The following is a 14,946-nucleotide window of genomic DNA, read 5'->3' as shown; positions in this document are numbered from 1 at the left end:
CGGATATCCGGGGTGCCCGCGGCGGCCGGGCCGTGGGACGCTGAGCGGCGACGTGGCCGCGCCCACCCGTTCCCCCGGCCAGCCCGGGGTCGGCGGTACCCTCTTGGCGCGACACCGTCGACGCGCGCCCGTAGCTCAGCGGATAGAGCAGGGGACTTCTAATCCCAAGGCCGCAGGTTCGAATCCTGCCGGGCGCACCACCGTCATCCCAGGTCAAGGGCCTGTCCCAGCCCAGTCAGTCGCCGCCGGTCCCGTACAGCCATTCGTACAGCCAAGTCAGCCGAAGAGGTGCTTCGCAGCCTCGTCCACGGCGGCCCGCTCGATGTCCGGGAGGACATGGGCGTAGGTGTTCATGGTCAGCCCGATCTGGCTGTGACCGGGCACCTTCATCACCGTCCGAGGTGAGGCACCGGAGACGAGCAGGAACGTGGCGCAGGCGTGCCGCAGGTCATGCAGACGAAGCCAGTCGAGGCCGGCCGCAGCCCGGATCCCACGGAGCGCCGCCCGTGGGCGTTCGCTGGCGTAGAGCCCTATACAGCGATGAGTTCCGAGCCGATGCCGAGACTCCCGAGGTCGTCCATCAACCGCCAGTACACGTCAGACTCGTAGAAGCCTTCGGCATCGCTATTTCCCTCGGCGGGATCGATCTTGTACATCTCGGGGACGTCGTAGGCGATGGTGTATCCCGCCTCGGAGTCGTTCCACTCGACGCGGACAACCATGTCCACAGTGCCGATGTCGTAGTTGTCGTTCCCGTGGTTCTTGGCGATGTATTCGAACGGATACGTGAAGGTGTAGCTGTCCTCTTTCTTCAGCGACCGCAGATAGTCGTGCTCGTTTACGAAGCCATGGTTATCGGACTCACTCCACATGGCAGAAGCATACGACCACCAGGGCCTACGCGGTTCTCACGACGGCGAACGGCTCCAGCCGCACAACACGAGCCGTGGACGATCGCACGGCCGCCGAGTTGACTCCAGGCGGGGGGGGGCGGGAGCCACTGGAGGGAGCCACCAGGGCGACCGGCGGTGAACGAGCCCGTACAAGATCGAACGCTGCGATGCTGGTGACAGACATGATCCGGACAGACATGAACCACCGAGACACGGTGATGCAAATCTACGGATCAGAAGGTCAGCGAGAGCCGGCCGTACAGCCATCCGTACAGCCAAGACCACCCGCCAACGCCGACGTTGCCCGACAACTACGGACAGGCTGACCAGGCGCGCAGCCGCTCGACCAGCCCTCTGCGATCTTCTTCTAATCCCAAGGCCGCAGGTTCGAATCCTGCCGGGCGCACCACCGTCATCCCAGGTCAGTCCTCGTCGACGGCCAGGACCGCGACGACGACCCCACCACCTGCGCCGATCACCAGCGCGTCCGTCGTGTGCCGGCTGGCGGGATCCCAGCCTATGAGGTCGGTGTTCGACCACCAGCGCGTCTGGTGCCCCAGCAGGTCCGCCAGCCGGCCGAACACCTCTCGCGCCTTGACCTTCGAGTAGCGCCCCTTCATCCGGTACGCGAGCGTTTCGGATGAGGTCTCCACCAGCACCGACAGGGCGGCCTCCTGGTCCAGCTCCGACAGCCGGTCGCGCAGTTGCGCGGCATCCTGTGGCGCCTGGGGTGGGCGCCCGGACCTGCTCACCGAATCGATCACTGCGCATTCCTGGAGGAACGCGAACACCCTGTCGACCACATCAGCACCGTCATGAACGTCCACCAACGTCCACAGGCGCTCGTTGCCATACGGCCCCGGCAAGCCCGCCAACCGCTGCTGAACCCGTGCCAGCCGCTCCGAGGAGTCCACGGTCGCTCACCTCGATCCGCTCGACCGGTCCACACCCGGACGACGGGAAATCACCTCGATCACAGCCCAGGAGCCTGCCAGACGAGTGAACGCGCCAGGTGCCGCCGCCACGTCAGGGATGCGGGCCGACGCCCCGAAGGCTGCGACAGCACGGGCGGACACGTGTGACCTTGACCTCTGCCAACAGGATGTCCGAGGGTGACGTGATGACCTCGACGGTGTGGCTGACCAAGGATGAGCACTTCCGCCCGGGCGCGGAACTGTTCCGCAGCGAGCGGCAGTTCGAGTTGTTCTCCTACTCGGCGACCCACGGCCAACTGCTGTTGCGGGCGGACACGATGCCCGGCGCCGGCCATCGCCTTCCGACGAAGACCGAGGTGCTGTTCAATCCGGTCGAGGCGGTGCAGATCCAGGCGGCGTATCGAGGCCTCGTGATCCGGTGCGCGACCGATGAGGAGGCCGCCCGGATCTACGGTGACCTCCCGGGCGACGACTTCCGCTCCGAGAACGCGCGGGTGCTCATCTTGGACAGCGAGGGAGTGACCGGTTACGTCGTCACCGTCAACGTCGGGTGGTGCGAGGGCGAGCTGTCGCCCCTTCAGCCGTCCTTCTTCAACACCTTCAGTCCGTACGACCCGCTCTGGCCGACCAAGCCGCTCTACGGGGTCGGCGGTGGGTTCGACATCGCCTCGCCGCAGGAGGTGGCGGAGGCGTTCCTCACCGGCCTGCCCGAGGGCGTACGCCGTGAACGGCACCGCCACGTCCACCTGCTCACGGCGGTGACCGAGCGGGACGGCCGCCGACGCCGGGACAACCTGGCCGTCTTCCTCACGGAGGAAGACGCCGAGGAGGCGAGGCGGCTGGTCGAGCCCCACGTGGCGAGCTGCTGGATCGAACCCCTCCCGGTTGTGCTGTAGCTGGCCCTCGCCGAGCACCCGACGACCAGGGCGGTCATGGCGGTGCCGGAAGGCAGCGGAGCGCTCCTGGTCTCCCACGGTGGCTGCATCGAACCGGCGCTCGTGGCCTGCCTTCCGCAGGCGGACCACCCATCGTGGGGACTGTCCTCCGGCCACTGCGACGGCGCACGGCTGATCTTCGACAACGGGCATTTCGTCGACGCCCGGCTTCACCGCGCACCGGATCCGAGCCGCCTGGGCTAGCCGTACGACCGAGCCCTCCAGGCATCAGCCCGGCCCCGTCAGACGGTGCCGAAGTTCGGCGCGCCCGCGCTGTCGTAGGTCAGCATGGTCACCCCCGTGCCGGAGGTGCGGGTGCCGGTCAGCCGCAGGCCCGCCGGGGGCACGCCGTCGGCGAAGAGTCGCTGTCCGCGTCCCAGCACCACCGGGAACACCAGCAGCTGGTACGTGTCGATGAGCCCCTCCCGCATCAGCCACCGGGCGAGCGCGCCGCTGCCGTGCACCTGGAGTTCGCCGCCGGGGCGGTTCTTCAGTTCGGTGATCGCGGCAGCGAGGTCGCCGTCGAGGCGGTGCGAGCCCGCCCAGGTCAGCTCGTCGTCGCGGGTGGTGGCGACGTACTTCGGCAGCCGGTTGAGCGGGTTGTCCGGGCCGCCCTCGACCGGGTCGGTCACGTGCGGCCAGTAGGCGGCCATGATGTCGTAGGTGCGGCGGCCGAGCAGCAGGGCCTCGGCCCGATCGAGGGTCTCGCCCATCCACCCGCCGACCGTCTCGTCGAAGTGCGGCGGCAGCCAGCCGCCGAGGTCGAAGCCGCCGGTGCGGTCCTCCTCCTGACCGCCGGGGGCCTGCATGACGCCGTCGAGGGTCAGGAACGTGGTGACGGTGAGTCGCATGGTGGTGCCTCCTTCTTCGGGACCGGCCCCGCGCCGGCTTTCACCCTGCGGACGGCCGGGGATCAGCGGATTCGACAGGCGGGCCGGACCGAGTTTGTGACGTGCGCCACAGTCAGGCTTGCGGGCGAACAGGTACGCCGCGGGGCGTCGCCGCCCCTCCCCCGGTGCCTGCCACATGGTCGCGGTCACCGGGAGACCCGCCGCCGCGAGCAGCACCCCGCCGAGCCGCCCGTCGGGCAGGTCCAGCGCGGTCATCGAGCCGACCTCGAAACGCAATTCCGGGTACGCCTGCCGAGCAGCGCAACCATCCGGGGCGACAGGTCGACGCCGAACGCGTCGACGCCCACCCGGGTCTCGGTCAGGTGCGCGGGCTCGGTCACGCTTCCGACCGTATCGGGCTGAATTGCCGGTCGGCGGCGGGCGCGGGGCCGACGTACCCTCCGCCCATGGTGACCGAGACGGACCTGCGCCTGGGCGACGGCCGCACCCTGCACGTCTACGACACCGGCGGGCGGGACCGGCTCGCCGTCTTCTGGCACCACGGCACGCCGAACATCGGTGCGCCGCCCGCGCCGCTGTTCGCGGCGGCCGACCGGCTCGGCCTCCGCTGGGTCTCCCACGACCGGCCCGGCTACGGCGGTTCGACGCCGCTGCCGGGGCGCGACATCGCTTCCGCCGCCGCCGACGTGGCGGCGGTGGCCGAAGCGCTGGGCCTCGACCGGTTCGCGGTGATGGGCCACTCCGGCGGCGGTCCGCACGCCCTGGCCTGCGGCGCGCTCCTACCGGACCGGGTGGTCGCGGTGGTGGTCGGCGCCGGCCTGGCCCCGTACGGCGCGGCCGGGCTGGACTGGTTCGCCGGCATGGTGCCGGCCGGGGTGGCCTCGCTGCGGGCGGCCGTCGCGGGACGGGCGGCCAAGGAGGCCCACCAGGCGTCGGGTGCCGCGTACGACCCGGAGTTCACCCCGGCCGACCTGGCCGCGCTGCACGGGGAGTGGTCCTGGTTCGACAGTGTGGTGGGCCCGGCGGTCCGGGGCGGCCCGGGTGGGCTGATCGACGACGACCTGGCGTACGTGCGCCCGTGGGGCTTCGAGCCCGCCGGGGTGACGCCGCCGGTGCTGCTGCTGCACGGCGAGCGGGACGGGATCGCGCCGGTGGCCCACGCCGCGTGGCTGGCGGGTCGCTGTCCCGCCGCGGAGCTGCGCCGTTACCCGGAGGACGGGCACATCTCGGTGCTGCGCCACGCCGGGTCGGCGTTGGAGTGGCTGCGCGGGCGGTAGGTGGAATGGGTGAGGCGGCGGCCGGGGGGCCGGCCGCCGCCTCGCCGCGCCGGATCGGGCGCGGGTTCGCGAGCTCGCACGGAGGACCGGGGGGGGGGGAAGGTCGACCGGGCGAACCGCGGTACCGACGCCGGGCGGGTGGGGGGGGTGAAGTGACCCGCCCGGCGCCGGAGGTCAGTGGGTGGGCCGGGCGGTGGGCTTGTGGCCGCCGGGTCGCTCGGTCGCGGTGACCGTCGGCCGGCTGTCCGGCCGGCCGGCCGGGTGGCTGGGGGTGACGGTCGGTCGCGCGGGCCGGCCCTTCTCGGCGGCGAGCAGCGTGTCGCAGTACGCCGCCACCTTCTCCTTGTCGCCCGCGGTGGTGACCAGCGCGCGGAACGCCGGGTTCTCCAGCGCCTTGCCCGCGTTGTCGCCCGCGCCCGCCCGGTACGCCCGGCAGAGGCCGACCAGGTTCGGCGACGGGCTGCCCTTGGCGTCGGCCGGGCCCTTGCCCTTGCCGTCCGCCGGGGACGGCGTGGCGGTGGCGTGCGCCGCCGGCTTCGCGGTCCGGTCGGTGAGCGGGCCGGGCAAGGTGCCGGTGGCGGCGGCGAGGGCGACGCCGCCGCCGGCGGTGACCGCGAGGACCGCCGCTCCGGCCTTGAGGGTGAGCAGTTTCGCGAGGACGAACTGTGACATCGGTACGGCTCCGTTGTGGGGGGTGTGGACACGGACCTGCCGCTCGGCGTGCCTCCGGAACAGCGCGCTTCCCGGCGCGTACGCCGGGAGGCGGGACCGCGGCACGGGTGACCGCCGACGCCTCGGGCGGCGCCACCCGGTGACCGGCCGGCTACGCCACGAACGCGCTGGTCACGGGTTCCGTGCCGTCGTTCCGTGCCCCTCAGCGCTGGTCCCCTGCGGGATGTCACACCGCTACCGTGGGGCGGCACGACCCGACGGACCGTGACCGCGCGGGCCGGTCAGGGCGTACGCGGGCCGATGCCGTCCGCGGCCGAGGGGGCGGCCAGCAGGCCCACCTGCCGCCCGATGAACCGGTACGCCACCTGCTTCGCCGCCCAGAGCAGGTAGCCCCGGTCGGCCTCGGCGATGCCACGCCCGTCGGCGTGCCCGACGCTGCTGAGCAGCAGCCAGCTCCCGGTCGTGGAGTTCACCGTGATCGTCTCGCCGCGTGTCCCGAGCTGGGCGGCGCCGCGCGGGAGCCGGCCACGCCGGTCCCGGGCCGTCCGCTCGCTGGGGTAGAGCACCGCCGCGAGGTGGACGACCGCGTCGCTGTCGTCGGTGGTGTAGCTGACCCGGACCGTCCGTACGCAGCCGTCCAGCACGTCGCCCGCGAGCACGCCGACGCAGCCGCGCAGGTCCGTCCCGCCGGTCCGGCGCAGGGTGTCCCCGGCGGCCCGGAGGGTCCGCTCCGGCATCGCCTCGGCCACCGTGACCGGCGCCGCCTCGGCCCGGGCCACCGCCACGGCGAGGGTGCCGAGCAGGGCCGCCGCCACGAGGGTCGGTCCGATGGGGCCGCGGGCCGCCCGCGGGCGGGCCTCCGCCCGTGCGGTCAGCACGATGACGGCGACCACGGCCAGCCCGGCGCCGACTCCGCCCCAGCGGATCCCGGTGGCCGTCGCCCCGGCGGCGGGACTGTCGAGGAGGAGGTACAGGGAGGAGCGGCGGCTGGGCACGTGCACCCAGGCCACCAGCAGGAACGCCAGCCCGAGCAGCACGGCGGCGCCCCGGGCCGGCGCGCTGAGCCGCGACCACAGCACGACGGCCACCACCGCCCACAGGACCGGGAGGGTGATCACCAGCCAGCCGACGACGGCCATGCCGGTGCCGGTGCAGCCGGTCCAGGCGCAGGCGTTCTCGTCGATCCGGGTCCGCAGGTCGTCGCCGAACACGATGCGCAGCGTCACCAGGGCGACGATGCCGGCGGGCACGAGCAGGGCGAGACGGCCGGACCGGGCGGCGCCGGCGACCGGCGGAACCGGCGCGGCGCCGCGTACCGGTTCCCGGTCCGCCGCGGCCTCCGGGCGCTCCGGGCCGGCCGTCATCTCCTCGGCTGCCCGCGCGACCAGATCCTCCGACCGGCGGCGCCCGCCCCTGCTGCTCGACATGGCAGCGAGGCTAGGACAGCGGCGCACGCGGGTCCGGCGACGCGGCCCACCCCACCGGTCACTCGCAGACCCGCCACCCACCGTCCTCCTTGACCAGGACGAACGCCTGCGTCACTGTGGTGCCGCTCTGCGGGGTGAAGCGCACCTGCGCCGACCCGCTGACCCGTCCGTTGGTGTTCGTGACGTTCACCCCGACGATCCGGTAGTCGGTCAGCGGCTGGGCGGACTGCTGCCGGACGAAGTCCTCCTGGCTGACCCGGTCGCGCACGCGCCCGCAGAGCTGGCCGTACGCGGTCGGGTAGTCGCGGGCGACCAGCGCGCCGGCGAACCGGTCCACAGTGGCCTGGGCGGGCCCGGTGGCCTCCCGCACGGCGTGGTAGATGGCGAAGCCGCCGACGACGCCGCCCACGCAGCAGAGCGCGAGCACCACACCGACGACGGTGAGCACCACCCGGGTGGTGTTCGACTTCCTGGGCGGCACCATGGCCGGCTGGTACGTCATAGCCGCAGGGTAGGAGCACCGCGCCAGGGGCCCGCCCGGTAAACCGGATGACGGGTCGGGGCGGGACGTCCACCATCGACGGATGCCGCAGCATCGACCCGCCGAGCCGGACATCTGCCGCTACTACACCGAGGTCTTCGCCGAGGCCGACCGGCTGCACCGGTCGCCGCAGGGACGCTTGGAGGCGCGCCGCACCCGGGACCTGCTCGCCCGGCTGCTGCCCGCCCCGCCGGCCGAGGTGCTGGACATCGGCGGCGGCCCCGGCGCGTATGCGGGCTGGCTCGCCGCGGCCGGGCACCGGGTGCACCTGGTCGATCTGGTGCCGGCGCACGTGGCGGCGGCCAAGGCGGCACACCCGGGGATCACCGCGACCGTGGGCGACGCCCGGGGCCTGCCGCTGCCCGACGGCTCGGCCGACGCCACCCTGCTGCTCGGCCCGCTCTACCACCTGACCGACCGGGCCGACCGGGTGGCGGCGCTGCGCGAGGCGGCCCGCCTGACCCGGCCCGGCGGTCCGGTGCTCGCGGCGGTGATCAGCCGCAACGCGGCGCTGATCGACCTGACCGCACAGGGACGGGTGGACGACCATAATCGCCCACTGCTGCACGAGGCGTACGCCACCGGGGTGAACGATCCGCGGACCGGCTTCACCACGGCCTACTTCCATCGCCCCGAGCAGGTGGTGGACGAGTTCGTCGCGGCCGGCCTTCCGGCACCCGCGCTGTACGGGGTGGAGGGTCCGCTGTGGCCGGTGCTGAACGCGCTCGGCACCGGCCCGGCTGAGCGGCTCTTCGCCGACGCGGTGGCGTGCGCCGAGGCGTTCGAGCGGGATCCGGCGGTGCTCGGGGCCAGCTCACACGTGCTCGCGGTGGCGCACGCCTGAACGGGTCGGAGCCGGCCGACCGCCGACGGAAATCGGTACAGCGACGCGCCGCGTACCGAGGGTGACCAGTTGCCTGCGAACATGCTATTCTCCGGCGTCGATCTAGGCCGTGCGGACCCGACCGGGTCGCTGCCGGAAGGACACCTCCCCCGATGCCGGTCGTTGCCGCCACGACCCTGCCGCCGTCCCCGTTGGACCGGCCGGCGGGCGGTGCGTTCACCCTGATCTTCACCACCCTGCCGGCGCTGCTCCGGCTCACCTGCGGCCTGGTCGCCGCGGTGGTCGCGCTGGCCGTGCGCACCCCGCCCGTCCGGGTGGCCCTGCTGGTCCCGGCGGTCGTCGCGCTCACCGCCTGGTCCGTCTGGTACGCGGTCCGCGCGTTCCGGCACGGGATCACCGGCGTGCTGGTGGCCGGCGACGTGGCGCTGACCACGGGCACCGCGCTGGCGATCCCCTGGCTGGTGGCGCCCGAGGTGCTGCCCGGCGAGGGCAGCTGGGTCGCGGTGCTCGCCAGCACCACCGTGATCAACGCGCAGGCCACCGCACCGGCCCGCTGGTCGGTCCCGGCCGGGCTGCTGGTCGCCGCCGCCTACGCGGCCGGCGCCACGATGGCCGGCAACCCGGTGGAGGCGCGGGCGCACGCCGGGACGCTGCTGGCGCAGACCGGCATCACGGCGATGATGACCGCGGTGATGCGTGGCCGGATCGGGCACGCCGACGCCGCCTTCGCGGACTACCAGCGGCTGCTCCACGAGGCGGTGGTGGGGCGGGCCGCCCGGGAGGCCGAGCGGCGGCAGAACCGCGACCTGCACGACACCGTCCTCGCCACGCTCACCATGGTCGGGCTCGGCGCGGTGTCCGGCCCGTCGGCCGCGCTGCGCGAGCGGTGCGCCGCGGACCTGCGTACCCTCACGGCCCTGGCCGACGCGAGCCCGGCGCCGGCGGCCGGCGCGGTGGCCCTGGACGAGCGGCTGCGGGCGGTCCTGGCCCGGCTGCCCGAGCTGGCCGTGACCTCGACGCTCGCCCCGTGCCAGGTGCCCGCGCCAATCGCCGCGGCGCTCGCCGACAGCGCCGCCGCCGCGCTGGCCAACGTGGCCCGGCACGCGCCGGGCGCCACGGCCACGCTGCGCCTGGCGCGGGACGCCGCCGCCGTGGTGGTGGAGGTGGCCGACGACGGCCCCGGCTTCGACCCGGCCACGGTCCCGGCCCACCGGTACGGCCTGCGCGAGTCCATCCAGGGCCGGATGGCCTCGGTGGGTGGCCGCGCAGAGGTGACCTCCGCCCCTGGCGCCGGCACCCGGATCCGGCTGGAGTGGTCGGGTGTCCACTGAGTCGGGAGCGGTCATGGCCGGCACGGCGGCCCGGCCGGCCGTGCGGCAGCGGGCGCCGGAGCACGCCGGCCCCGGGGTGGCCGCGACGGCGGCGCACGCGGTGGCCGACGCCTCGGACCGGGGCGCCCGGATCGTCGCGGTGGTCATCGCGCTGGCCTGGCACCTGGCCATCGGGCTGCCGGCGCTGCTCGGCTCCTGGTCCGGGCTGGCCGCCCCGCCGGTGGTCGCCGCCGGCTGGCTGGTGACCGCGGCGGTCGGCGTCGCGGCCGGCGTACGCCTGCTGCGCGGTGGGCTGCCGCCCGCCCGGCCGCTGGCGGCGGCGCTGCTCGTGGTCGACGCGGCGGTCTTCGCGGCGGCCGGCGAGGGGCAGCTGTTCACCGCCGCCAACTGGGTGTGGGGCGGGCTGGCCTGGTTCTTCCTGCTCGTGCTCTGGCGCCGGCCGCTGGGGTGGCTGCTCGCGCTGCTGGCCGCGCACGCGACGATCGCCCTGGCCGCGACGGCCCTGCACGGCGCCAGCGCCCCGGCCGACCTGACCCGCTACGCCATGTACGTCTACGGCACCTCGTCGCTGCCGGTGGCGGTCTTCGCCGGGGCCTCCGCGATCGCGGCGCTGGCGCGGGACCGGGCCGGCACCGCCGCGGTGGCCCTGGGCGTGGCCGCGGAGCGGGAGGCGGCGGAACGGGCCCGGCGGGAGCGGCAGGCGCGGCTCGCGCTGGTCAGCGGCGCGGCCGAGGAGGTGCTGGCGGCCCTCGCGGCCGGCGACGCCGACCCGGCCGACCCGGCGGTACGCCATCGCGCCGTGCTGGCGGCGGCCCGGCTGCGCCGGCTGATCGCCGAGTCGGACGACGTGCCGGATCCCCTGCTGCACGAGCTGCGCGCCGCCGCCGACCTGGCGGAACGGAACGGCCTGCCGATCGAGCTGGTCGCCGTCGGGGCGCCGCCGGAGCTGCCGGTCGAGGTCCGCCGGCGGCTGGCCGACCCGCCGACCGCGGCGCTCGCGGGCGCCCGGGGCTGGGCCCGGCTGACCGTGGTGGCCGGGCCGGACGAGGTGGTGGTCAGCCTGGTCACCCCCGATCACGAGGGGCCGGACGCGACCGGCCCGCCGGGCGGGGACGGGGACGGGCCGGTGGAGCACCTGCACGAGCGGGACGGGGAGATCAGATGGACGCAGACCCGGTGGCGGAGGACGTGACCGGCGGGCAGCCGGTCGGCGTGGCGATCGTGGACGACCATCCGGTCGTGATCGACGGGGTACGCGCCTGGCTGGCCGGCGAGCCGGGGCTGCGCGTGCTGGCCACCGGTGACGACCCCGACGTGGTGCTGCGGGCCGCCCCGGAGGCCCAGGTGATCCTGCTGGACCTGCGGCTGCACGGGCGGATGATGCTGGACAAGCTGGCCGAGCTGAGCGCGGCGGGCCGCCGGGTGGTGGTCTACTCCGAGCACACCGACCCGGAGACCATGCTGGCGGCGCTGGACGCCGGCGCCGTCGCGTTCCTCGCCAAGCACGAGGGGCGGGAGCACTGCGTGGCCACCGTGCTCGCCGCGGCGAGCGACCGCCCGTACGTGCCGCCGGCGCTGGCCGGGGCGATCGTGGGTGATCCCCGGCCGGACCGGCCGACCCTGTCCGACAAGGAGCGCGAGGCCCTGCTGCTGTGGTTCCAGTCGATGTCGAAGGCGTCGGTGGCGCGCCGGATGCGGATCAGCGAGCACACCGTGAAGCAGTACGTGGACCGGGCGCGGATCAAGTACACCCGGGCCGGGCGGCCGGCCGCCACGAAGGCGGCGCTCCTCGCCCGGGCGATCGAGGACGGCCTCGTCCGGCCGGAAGATGTCGGCATCTACCGGTCACAGGCGTCCGCCGACCGGCCGACCCCCTAACGGGTGTCATGACAGCCGCACCCGCGTCGGCCAGGCTCGACGTATCGCCAACCGCCATCGGGAGGTCGTGACCGTGTCGGAGGATGCCGCACCGTTCTTCATCGGGCCGCACCGCTTCGACGCGGATGACGATCCCACCCGTCCCGTGCTCGACCGGCGGTACGCGCTGCTCCCCGAGCCGGGCGAGCAACTGCTCGGCCAGCACCGGCTGCTGGTGGCAGGTCACCTGCTCGGCCCCACCGACGACGTCCGGTCGTGGGCGCTGCCCTCCCCCGCGACGGTCACCGTGACGGACCGGCGGCTGGCGTACGTCTGCACCGGTTCCGAGCTGTCCCTGGTCTCCGGGCGGGACGGCCGGACGGACGCCCGGCACCGGCGCCCGATCCGGCTGTCCCGCCTGGTCAGCGGCCAGATCCGCTGGCAGTGGCCGTCCCGGCTGGAGCTGGCCGAGGGCTCGGACGGCACCGCCGAGCTGCGGGTGGTCTGCGACGCGCTGCGCACCATCCGGCAGCCGGCGCTGGCGCTCACCGGCCCGGTGGCCCTGGTCGCCGCGCTGGCCCGGCAGGTACGCCGCTCGGTGGCCACGTTCCGGCTGCGCCGCCCCGAGCTGGTGGACCTCTCCCCGCCGGAGCGGGACGCCCTGACGGCCCGGATGCACCCGTCCCCCGGCCCGACCCCGGGGTCGGTGACCCTGCCGGGTTCGCTGCCGGTCGAGTTCCTGTCCCGCGAGGACTACTACCGCCCGGCCGAGCCGTCGGCCTGGCCCCGTCAGGACGTCCCGGCGCGGGACCGCCCCGGCTCCGCCTGCTGACGCCACCGGGGGCGAGCCGCTGCCCGGGGTCAGCCGGCCAGCCGCAGCGTGGCCGGGTCGGGGCGACCTCGCGCGCGCAGCCGGCGCAGCATCCGGGCGTCGGTGAAGCCGACGGCGCGGGCGGCGGCCTCCACCGTGGCGCCGTGCCCGATGAGGTGCTCGGCGCGTTCCACCCGCAGCAGCTGCTGGTAGCCGAGCGGGGTCAGCCCGGTGGCCTGCCGGAACAGCCGGCTCAGGGTGCGATCGGCGACGCCGCATGCGGCGGCCAGCTCGGCCAGCGGCAGCGGCTCGGCGTAGTGCCCGTCGATCAGGTCCTGCGCCCGGTGCACCGCGTCGGACAGGTGCGACCGGTACCGCATCATCGCGCTGGCCTGCTGCTCGTGGCCGTTGCGCCGGGCGTACACGACGAGGGTGCGGGCGATCCGGGCGGCCACCGCGGGGCCGTGCCGGGTGGCGATCAGGTGCAGCGCCACGTCGATGCCGCTGGCGATGCCGGCGGAGCTGACCACCCGGTCGTCGACCACGTAGAGCACGTCGCGCACCACCCGGGCCGCCGGGTGCCGCCGGGCCAACTCGTCCTGCACATCGTGGTGGGTGGTGCAGCGCCGCCCGTCGAGCAGGCCGGCCCGGGCGAGCGCGAACGCGCCCGCGCAGACGCTCGCCACGGTGCCGCCGGCCGCGTGGTGGTCGGCCAGCCGCCGCAGCTCGTCCGGCCCGACCGGCCCGACCGGGCCGTGCGCCGACAGCCGCCATCCGGGTACGACCACCAGGTCGTCGCGGTCCAGCGCGGGCCAGTCGAGGGCGGCCCGCAGCGTCACCCCCTGCACCGTCGGCACCTCGGGCGTGGCGGCGACGTAGTGCAGGCGGTAGTCGTACCCGAGATCGGCGGCGGCGGAGAAGACCTGGGCCGGCCCGGCGAGATCCAGCAGATGCAGCTGCGGGACCAGAAGGAACGCGACCCGGGCCATCAGATCAGGCGCCGACCGGGACGGCTTCGGCGACGGCTCCAGGTCGCGGCGCGGCGTCAGACGCGCCGAGCTGGAGTTGTCGTACCACCTGGGCGACGGTGCGCACGGTGGCGAAGCGGCCGGCCAGGGCGTACTCGGTGCGGGCGACCATGTCGGCGGTGGACAGGGTGCGCGGGTCGGCCAGGATCCGCTCCAGCGGGGCGTCGGCCGGCAGGTCCCGGTGCGGGGTGGGGAAGGTGACGGTCGCGTCGGTCACGAAGGTCATCTCGTACCCGAGATCGCAGCCGACCCGGGCGGTGGTCTCCACGCACTGCTCGGTGCGGATGCCGCAGACCGTCACCTCGCGGATCCCGGCGAGGGTGAGCATCTGCTGGAGGTTGGTGGTGGTGAAGGCGTTGTGCGAGGTCTTGACCAGCGTCGGCTCCCCGGCCGCCGGGGCGAGGCCGTCGATCAGCCGGACGTGCCCGAGAGCCGGGTCGAAGACGCCACCGGTGCCCGGCTCGGCGTGCAGGACCCAGACCACCAGGTCGCCCCGGCAGCGGGCCGCGTCGACCAGCCGGTTCACCTGGTCGACGATGTCCGGCTGGGAGGCGTGGGCCCAGATCGGGCGCTGCCGGAAGGACTCCTGGACGTCGATGACGACGAGTGCTGCTCTGCTCATGGTCTCGATCCTGGCCGGGCGGGCGCCCGGCCGGCAGGCACCATCATGCCCGGGTGCGGAACGATCCGGCCAGCGACCGACGGCTCCAGGTCGCCGCGCGGATCAGGAGGCGGGGGTGCGGCGGCCCGAGCGGTCCAGCTCGGCGGCCTGCGCGGGGGTGGGGGCGGTGCCGCCCAGGTGGGCCGGCTGCCACCAGGAGTCGTCCGGGCCGGCGGGCTGGTCCGGGTACTCCCGCTGGGCCCGGTCGACAAGCGCCGTGAGGCGGGTGCGCAGCTCGGCGGTCAGGGCGTTGCCGTCCGGGTAGGCGGCCGGGTCGATCGGCTCGCCGATCAGGATGGTGATCGGGGTGTGCCGGCGGGTCAGGGTGCGCGGCCGGCCCTTGGTCCACAGCCGCTGGGTGCCCCAGAGCGCGACCGGCAGCAGCGGCACGGCGGCCTCCTGGGCCATCCGGGCCGCGCCGTTCTTGAGTTCCTTGACGGTGAAGGAGCGGCTGATCGTCGCCTCCGGGAAGACGCCGACCACCTCGCCGCGGCGCAGCGCGGCCACCGCCGAGGCGTACGACCCGGCGCCGGCGGCCCGGTTGACCGGGATGTGCCTCATGCCGCGCATGAGCGGGCCGGAGACCTTGTGCCGGAAGACGGCGTCCTTGGCCATGAACCGGACCAGGCGGCGGGACTCGTGCGCCCCGTAGCCGCAGAAGATGAAGTCGAGGTAGCTGACGTGGTTGGAGGCCAGCACCGCCCCGCCGGTGCGCGGCACGTGGTGGCTGCCCTCCACGCGTAGGCGCAGGTCGAGGGCGCGGAACATCGTCTTGGCGGCGAGGATCACGGGCGGGTACACGAGTTCCGGCATCCGCCAACTTTACCCCGAGTAGGTTACGGGACCGTAGGGCGGAAGTCGCCCCGCTCTGCCGTCGGCAGAG

At 74.6% G+C, this 14,946-nt stretch carries 19 protein-coding genes and 1 tRNA gene; 9 read left to right on the top strand and 11 right to left on the bottom strand.

Annotated features, from left to right (window positions below; all coding sequences use genetic code 11):
- Nucleotides 1-124 precede the first annotated feature (124 nt).
- Nucleotides 125-200, top strand: a tRNA-Arg gene (locus tag FXF50_RS21595).
- A 76-nt stretch (nt 201-276) separates the two neighbouring features.
- Here FXF50_RS21595 and FXF50_RS21590 read toward each other — a convergent pair.
- From FXF50_RS21590 to FXF50_RS21580, 3 genes are all read right to left on the bottom strand, one after another.
- Nucleotides 277-534 carry a tyrosine-type recombinase/integrase gene (locus tag FXF50_RS21590; RefSeq protein ID WP_255510139.1) on the bottom strand — a complete coding sequence of 86 codons (258 nt, stop codon included), beginning with the start codon at nt 532-534 and terminating at the stop codon, nt 277-279.
- Nucleotides 531-872 (bottom strand): hypothetical protein, encoded by a 342-nt coding sequence (locus FXF50_RS21585; protein WP_148430653.1) that lies wholly within the window; start codon nt 870-872, stop codon nt 531-533. The genes FXF50_RS21590 and FXF50_RS21585 overlap by 4 nt, the downstream gene beginning before the upstream one ends.
- A gap of 443 nt (nt 873-1,315) precedes the next feature.
- Nucleotides 1,316-1,807 carry a hypothetical protein gene (locus tag FXF50_RS21580; RefSeq protein WP_148430651.1) on the bottom strand — a complete coding sequence of 164 codons (492 nt, stop codon included), beginning with the start codon at nt 1,805-1,807 and terminating at the stop codon, nt 1,316-1,318.
- A 206-nt stretch (nt 1,808-2,013) separates the two neighbouring features.
- Between FXF50_RS21580 and FXF50_RS21575 the strand changes: the two genes are divergently transcribed.
- Both FXF50_RS21575 and FXF50_RS29580 read left to right on the top strand, forming a co-directional pair.
- The gene (locus tag FXF50_RS21575; protein WP_148430649.1) at nt 2,014-2,724 is read left to right on the top strand and encodes a hypothetical protein; all 711 of its coding nucleotides are present in this window, start codon (nt 2,014-2,016) and stop codon (nt 2,722-2,724) included.
- A gap of 36 nt (nt 2,725-2,760) precedes the next feature.
- Nucleotides 2,761-2,967 (top strand): hypothetical protein, encoded by a 207-nt coding sequence (locus tag FXF50_RS29580; RefSeq protein ID WP_148430647.1) that lies wholly within the window; start codon nt 2,761-2,763, stop codon nt 2,965-2,967.
- A gap of 38 nt (nt 2,968-3,005) precedes the next feature.
- Here the strand turns inward: FXF50_RS29580 and FXF50_RS21565 are convergent, their stop codons facing one another.
- Both FXF50_RS21565 and FXF50_RS29955 read right to left on the bottom strand, forming a co-directional pair.
- Nucleotides 3,006-3,614 carry a dihydrofolate reductase family protein gene (locus tag FXF50_RS21565; RefSeq protein WP_148430645.1) on the bottom strand — a complete coding sequence of 203 codons (609 nt, stop codon included), beginning with the start codon at nt 3,612-3,614 and terminating at the stop codon, nt 3,006-3,008.
- A gap of 251 nt (nt 3,615-3,865) precedes the next feature.
- A complete protein-coding gene (locus FXF50_RS29955; protein WP_255510136.1) occupies nt 3,866-3,994 on the bottom strand; it encodes a hypothetical protein in 129 nt (42 codons plus the stop codon).
- Nucleotides 3,995-4,060: 66 nt separating this feature from the next.
- Between FXF50_RS29955 and FXF50_RS21560 the strand changes: the two genes are divergently transcribed.
- Nucleotides 4,061-4,891: an alpha/beta fold hydrolase gene (locus FXF50_RS21560; RefSeq protein WP_148430644.1), complete on the top strand. Its 831-nt coding sequence runs from the start codon at nt 4,061-4,063 to the stop codon at nt 4,889-4,891.
- Nucleotides 4,892-5,065: 174 nt separating this feature from the next.
- Here FXF50_RS21560 and FXF50_RS21555 read toward each other — a convergent pair whose 3' ends face one another.
- The 3 genes from FXF50_RS21555 to FXF50_RS21545 form a co-directional block, all read right to left on the bottom strand.
- On the bottom strand, nt 5,066-5,563 hold the full coding sequence (locus FXF50_RS21555) for a hypothetical protein (RefSeq protein WP_148430642.1): 498 nt from the start codon (nt 5,561-5,563) through the stop codon (nt 5,066-5,068).
- Nucleotides 5,564-5,844: 281 nt separating this feature from the next.
- Complete coding sequence (locus FXF50_RS21550) at nt 5,845-6,990, bottom strand: hypothetical protein (RefSeq protein WP_148430640.1); 1,146 nt, start codon at nt 6,988-6,990, stop codon at nt 5,845-5,847.
- A 58-nt stretch (nt 6,991-7,048) separates the two neighbouring features.
- Entirely contained in the window at nt 7,049-7,492 is a 444-nt protein-coding gene (locus FXF50_RS21545; RefSeq protein ID WP_148430638.1) for a hypothetical protein, read from the bottom strand.
- An 82-nt stretch (nt 7,493-7,574) separates the two neighbouring features.
- Between FXF50_RS21545 and FXF50_RS21540 the strand changes: the two genes are divergently transcribed.
- From FXF50_RS21540 to FXF50_RS21520, 5 genes are all read left to right on the top strand, one after another.
- Nucleotides 7,575-8,375 carry a class I SAM-dependent methyltransferase gene (locus tag FXF50_RS21540; protein WP_148430636.1) on the top strand — a complete coding sequence of 267 codons (801 nt, stop codon included), beginning with the start codon at nt 7,575-7,577 and terminating at the stop codon, nt 8,373-8,375.
- A 152-nt stretch (nt 8,376-8,527) separates the two neighbouring features.
- On the top strand, nt 8,528-9,706 hold the full coding sequence (locus FXF50_RS21535; protein ID WP_148430634.1) for an ATP-binding protein: 1,179 nt from the start codon (nt 8,528-8,530) through the stop codon (nt 9,704-9,706).
- A 13-nt stretch (nt 9,707-9,719) separates the two neighbouring features.
- Nucleotides 9,720-10,898, top strand: a complete 1,179-nt coding sequence (locus tag FXF50_RS21530) for a hypothetical protein (protein WP_187399765.1) — start codon at nt 9,720-9,722, stop codon at nt 10,896-10,898.
- Nucleotides 10,868-11,584: a response regulator transcription factor gene (locus FXF50_RS21525; RefSeq protein ID WP_148430630.1), complete on the top strand. Its 717-nt coding sequence runs from the start codon at nt 10,868-10,870 to the stop codon at nt 11,582-11,584. The genes FXF50_RS21530 and FXF50_RS21525 overlap by 31 nt, the downstream gene beginning before the upstream one ends.
- Before the next feature lie 73 nt (nt 11,585-11,657).
- Nucleotides 11,658-12,395, top strand: a complete 738-nt coding sequence (locus tag FXF50_RS21520; protein ID WP_148430628.1) for a hypothetical protein — start codon at nt 11,658-11,660, stop codon at nt 12,393-12,395.
- Between the two features lie 29 nt (nt 12,396-12,424).
- Here FXF50_RS21520 and FXF50_RS21515 read toward each other — a convergent pair whose 3' ends face one another.
- From FXF50_RS21515 to FXF50_RS21505, 3 genes are all read right to left on the bottom strand, one after another.
- The gene (locus tag FXF50_RS21515) at nt 12,425-13,363 is read right to left on the bottom strand and encodes a GlxA family transcriptional regulator (RefSeq protein WP_148430626.1); all 939 of its coding nucleotides are present in this window, start codon (nt 13,361-13,363) and stop codon (nt 12,425-12,427) included.
- A 4-nt stretch (nt 13,364-13,367) separates the two neighbouring features.
- On the bottom strand, nt 13,368-14,024 hold the full coding sequence (locus FXF50_RS21510) for an isochorismatase family protein (RefSeq protein ID WP_148430624.1): 657 nt from the start codon (nt 14,022-14,024) through the stop codon (nt 13,368-13,370).
- A 102-nt stretch (nt 14,025-14,126) separates the two neighbouring features.
- Entirely contained in the window at nt 14,127-14,876 is a 750-nt protein-coding gene (locus tag FXF50_RS21505) for a 1-acyl-sn-glycerol-3-phosphate acyltransferase (protein WP_148430622.1), read from the bottom strand.
- Between the last annotated feature and the right edge of the window lie 70 nt (nt 14,877-14,946).

It is taken from the genome of Micromonospora sp. AP08 (assembly GCF_008085935.1).
Classification (GTDB): Bacteria; Actinomycetota; Actinomycetes; order Mycobacteriales; family Micromonosporaceae; genus Micromonospora; species Micromonospora chersina.
This window is presented reverse-complemented; position numbering and strand designations above follow the sequence as displayed.

What these genes read in the sequence shown, in the direction of transcription:
- FXF50_RS21560 (WP_148430644.1), top strand. Translation starts at nt 4,061, where the DNA reads ATGGTGACCGAGACGGACCTGCGCCTGGGCGACGGCCGCACCCTGCAC.
- FXF50_RS21585 (WP_148430653.1), bottom strand. Translation starts at nt 872, where the DNA reads ATGTGGAGTGAGTCCGATAACCATGGCTTCGTAAACGAGCACGACTAT.
- FXF50_RS21525 (WP_148430630.1), top strand. Translation starts at nt 10,868, where the DNA reads ATGGACGCAGACCCGGTGGCGGAGGACGTGACCGGCGGGCAGCCGGTC.
- FXF50_RS21555 (WP_148430642.1), bottom strand. Translation starts at nt 5,563, where the DNA reads ATGTCACAGTTCGTCCTCGCGAAACTGCTCACCCTCAAGGCCGGAGCG.
- FXF50_RS21535 (WP_148430634.1), top strand. Translation starts at nt 8,528, where the DNA reads ATGCCGGTCGTTGCCGCCACGACCCTGCCGCCGTCCCCGTTGGACCGG.
- FXF50_RS21515 (WP_148430626.1), bottom strand. Translation starts at nt 13,363, where the DNA reads ATGGCCCGGGTCGCGTTCCTTCTGGTCCCGCAGCTGCATCTGCTGGAT.
- FXF50_RS21575 (WP_148430649.1), top strand. Translation starts at nt 2,014, where the DNA reads ATGACCTCGACGGTGTGGCTGACCAAGGATGAGCACTTCCGCCCGGGC.
- FXF50_RS21550 (WP_148430640.1), bottom strand. Translation starts at nt 6,990, where the DNA reads ATGTCGAGCAGCAGGGGCGGGCGCCGCCGGTCGGAGGATCTGGTCGCG.
- FXF50_RS21505 (WP_148430622.1), bottom strand. Translation starts at nt 14,876, where the DNA reads ATGCCGGAACTCGTGTACCCGCCCGTGATCCTCGCCGCCAAGACGATG.
- FXF50_RS21565 (WP_148430645.1), bottom strand. Translation starts at nt 3,614, where the DNA reads ATGCGACTCACCGTCACCACGTTCCTGACCCTCGACGGCGTCATGCAG.
- FXF50_RS29580 (WP_148430647.1), top strand. Translation starts at nt 2,761, where the DNA reads ATGGCGGTGCCGGAAGGCAGCGGAGCGCTCCTGGTCTCCCACGGTGGC.
- FXF50_RS21530 (WP_187399765.1), top strand. Translation starts at nt 9,720, where the DNA reads ATGGCCGGCACGGCGGCCCGGCCGGCCGTGCGGCAGCGGGCGCCGGAG.
- FXF50_RS21540 (WP_148430636.1), top strand. Translation starts at nt 7,575, where the DNA reads ATGCCGCAGCATCGACCCGCCGAGCCGGACATCTGCCGCTACTACACC.
- FXF50_RS21545 (WP_148430638.1), bottom strand. Translation starts at nt 7,492, where the DNA reads ATGACGTACCAGCCGGCCATGGTGCCGCCCAGGAAGTCGAACACCACC.
- FXF50_RS21510 (WP_148430624.1), bottom strand. Translation starts at nt 14,024, where the DNA reads ATGAGCAGAGCAGCACTCGTCGTCATCGACGTCCAGGAGTCCTTCCGG.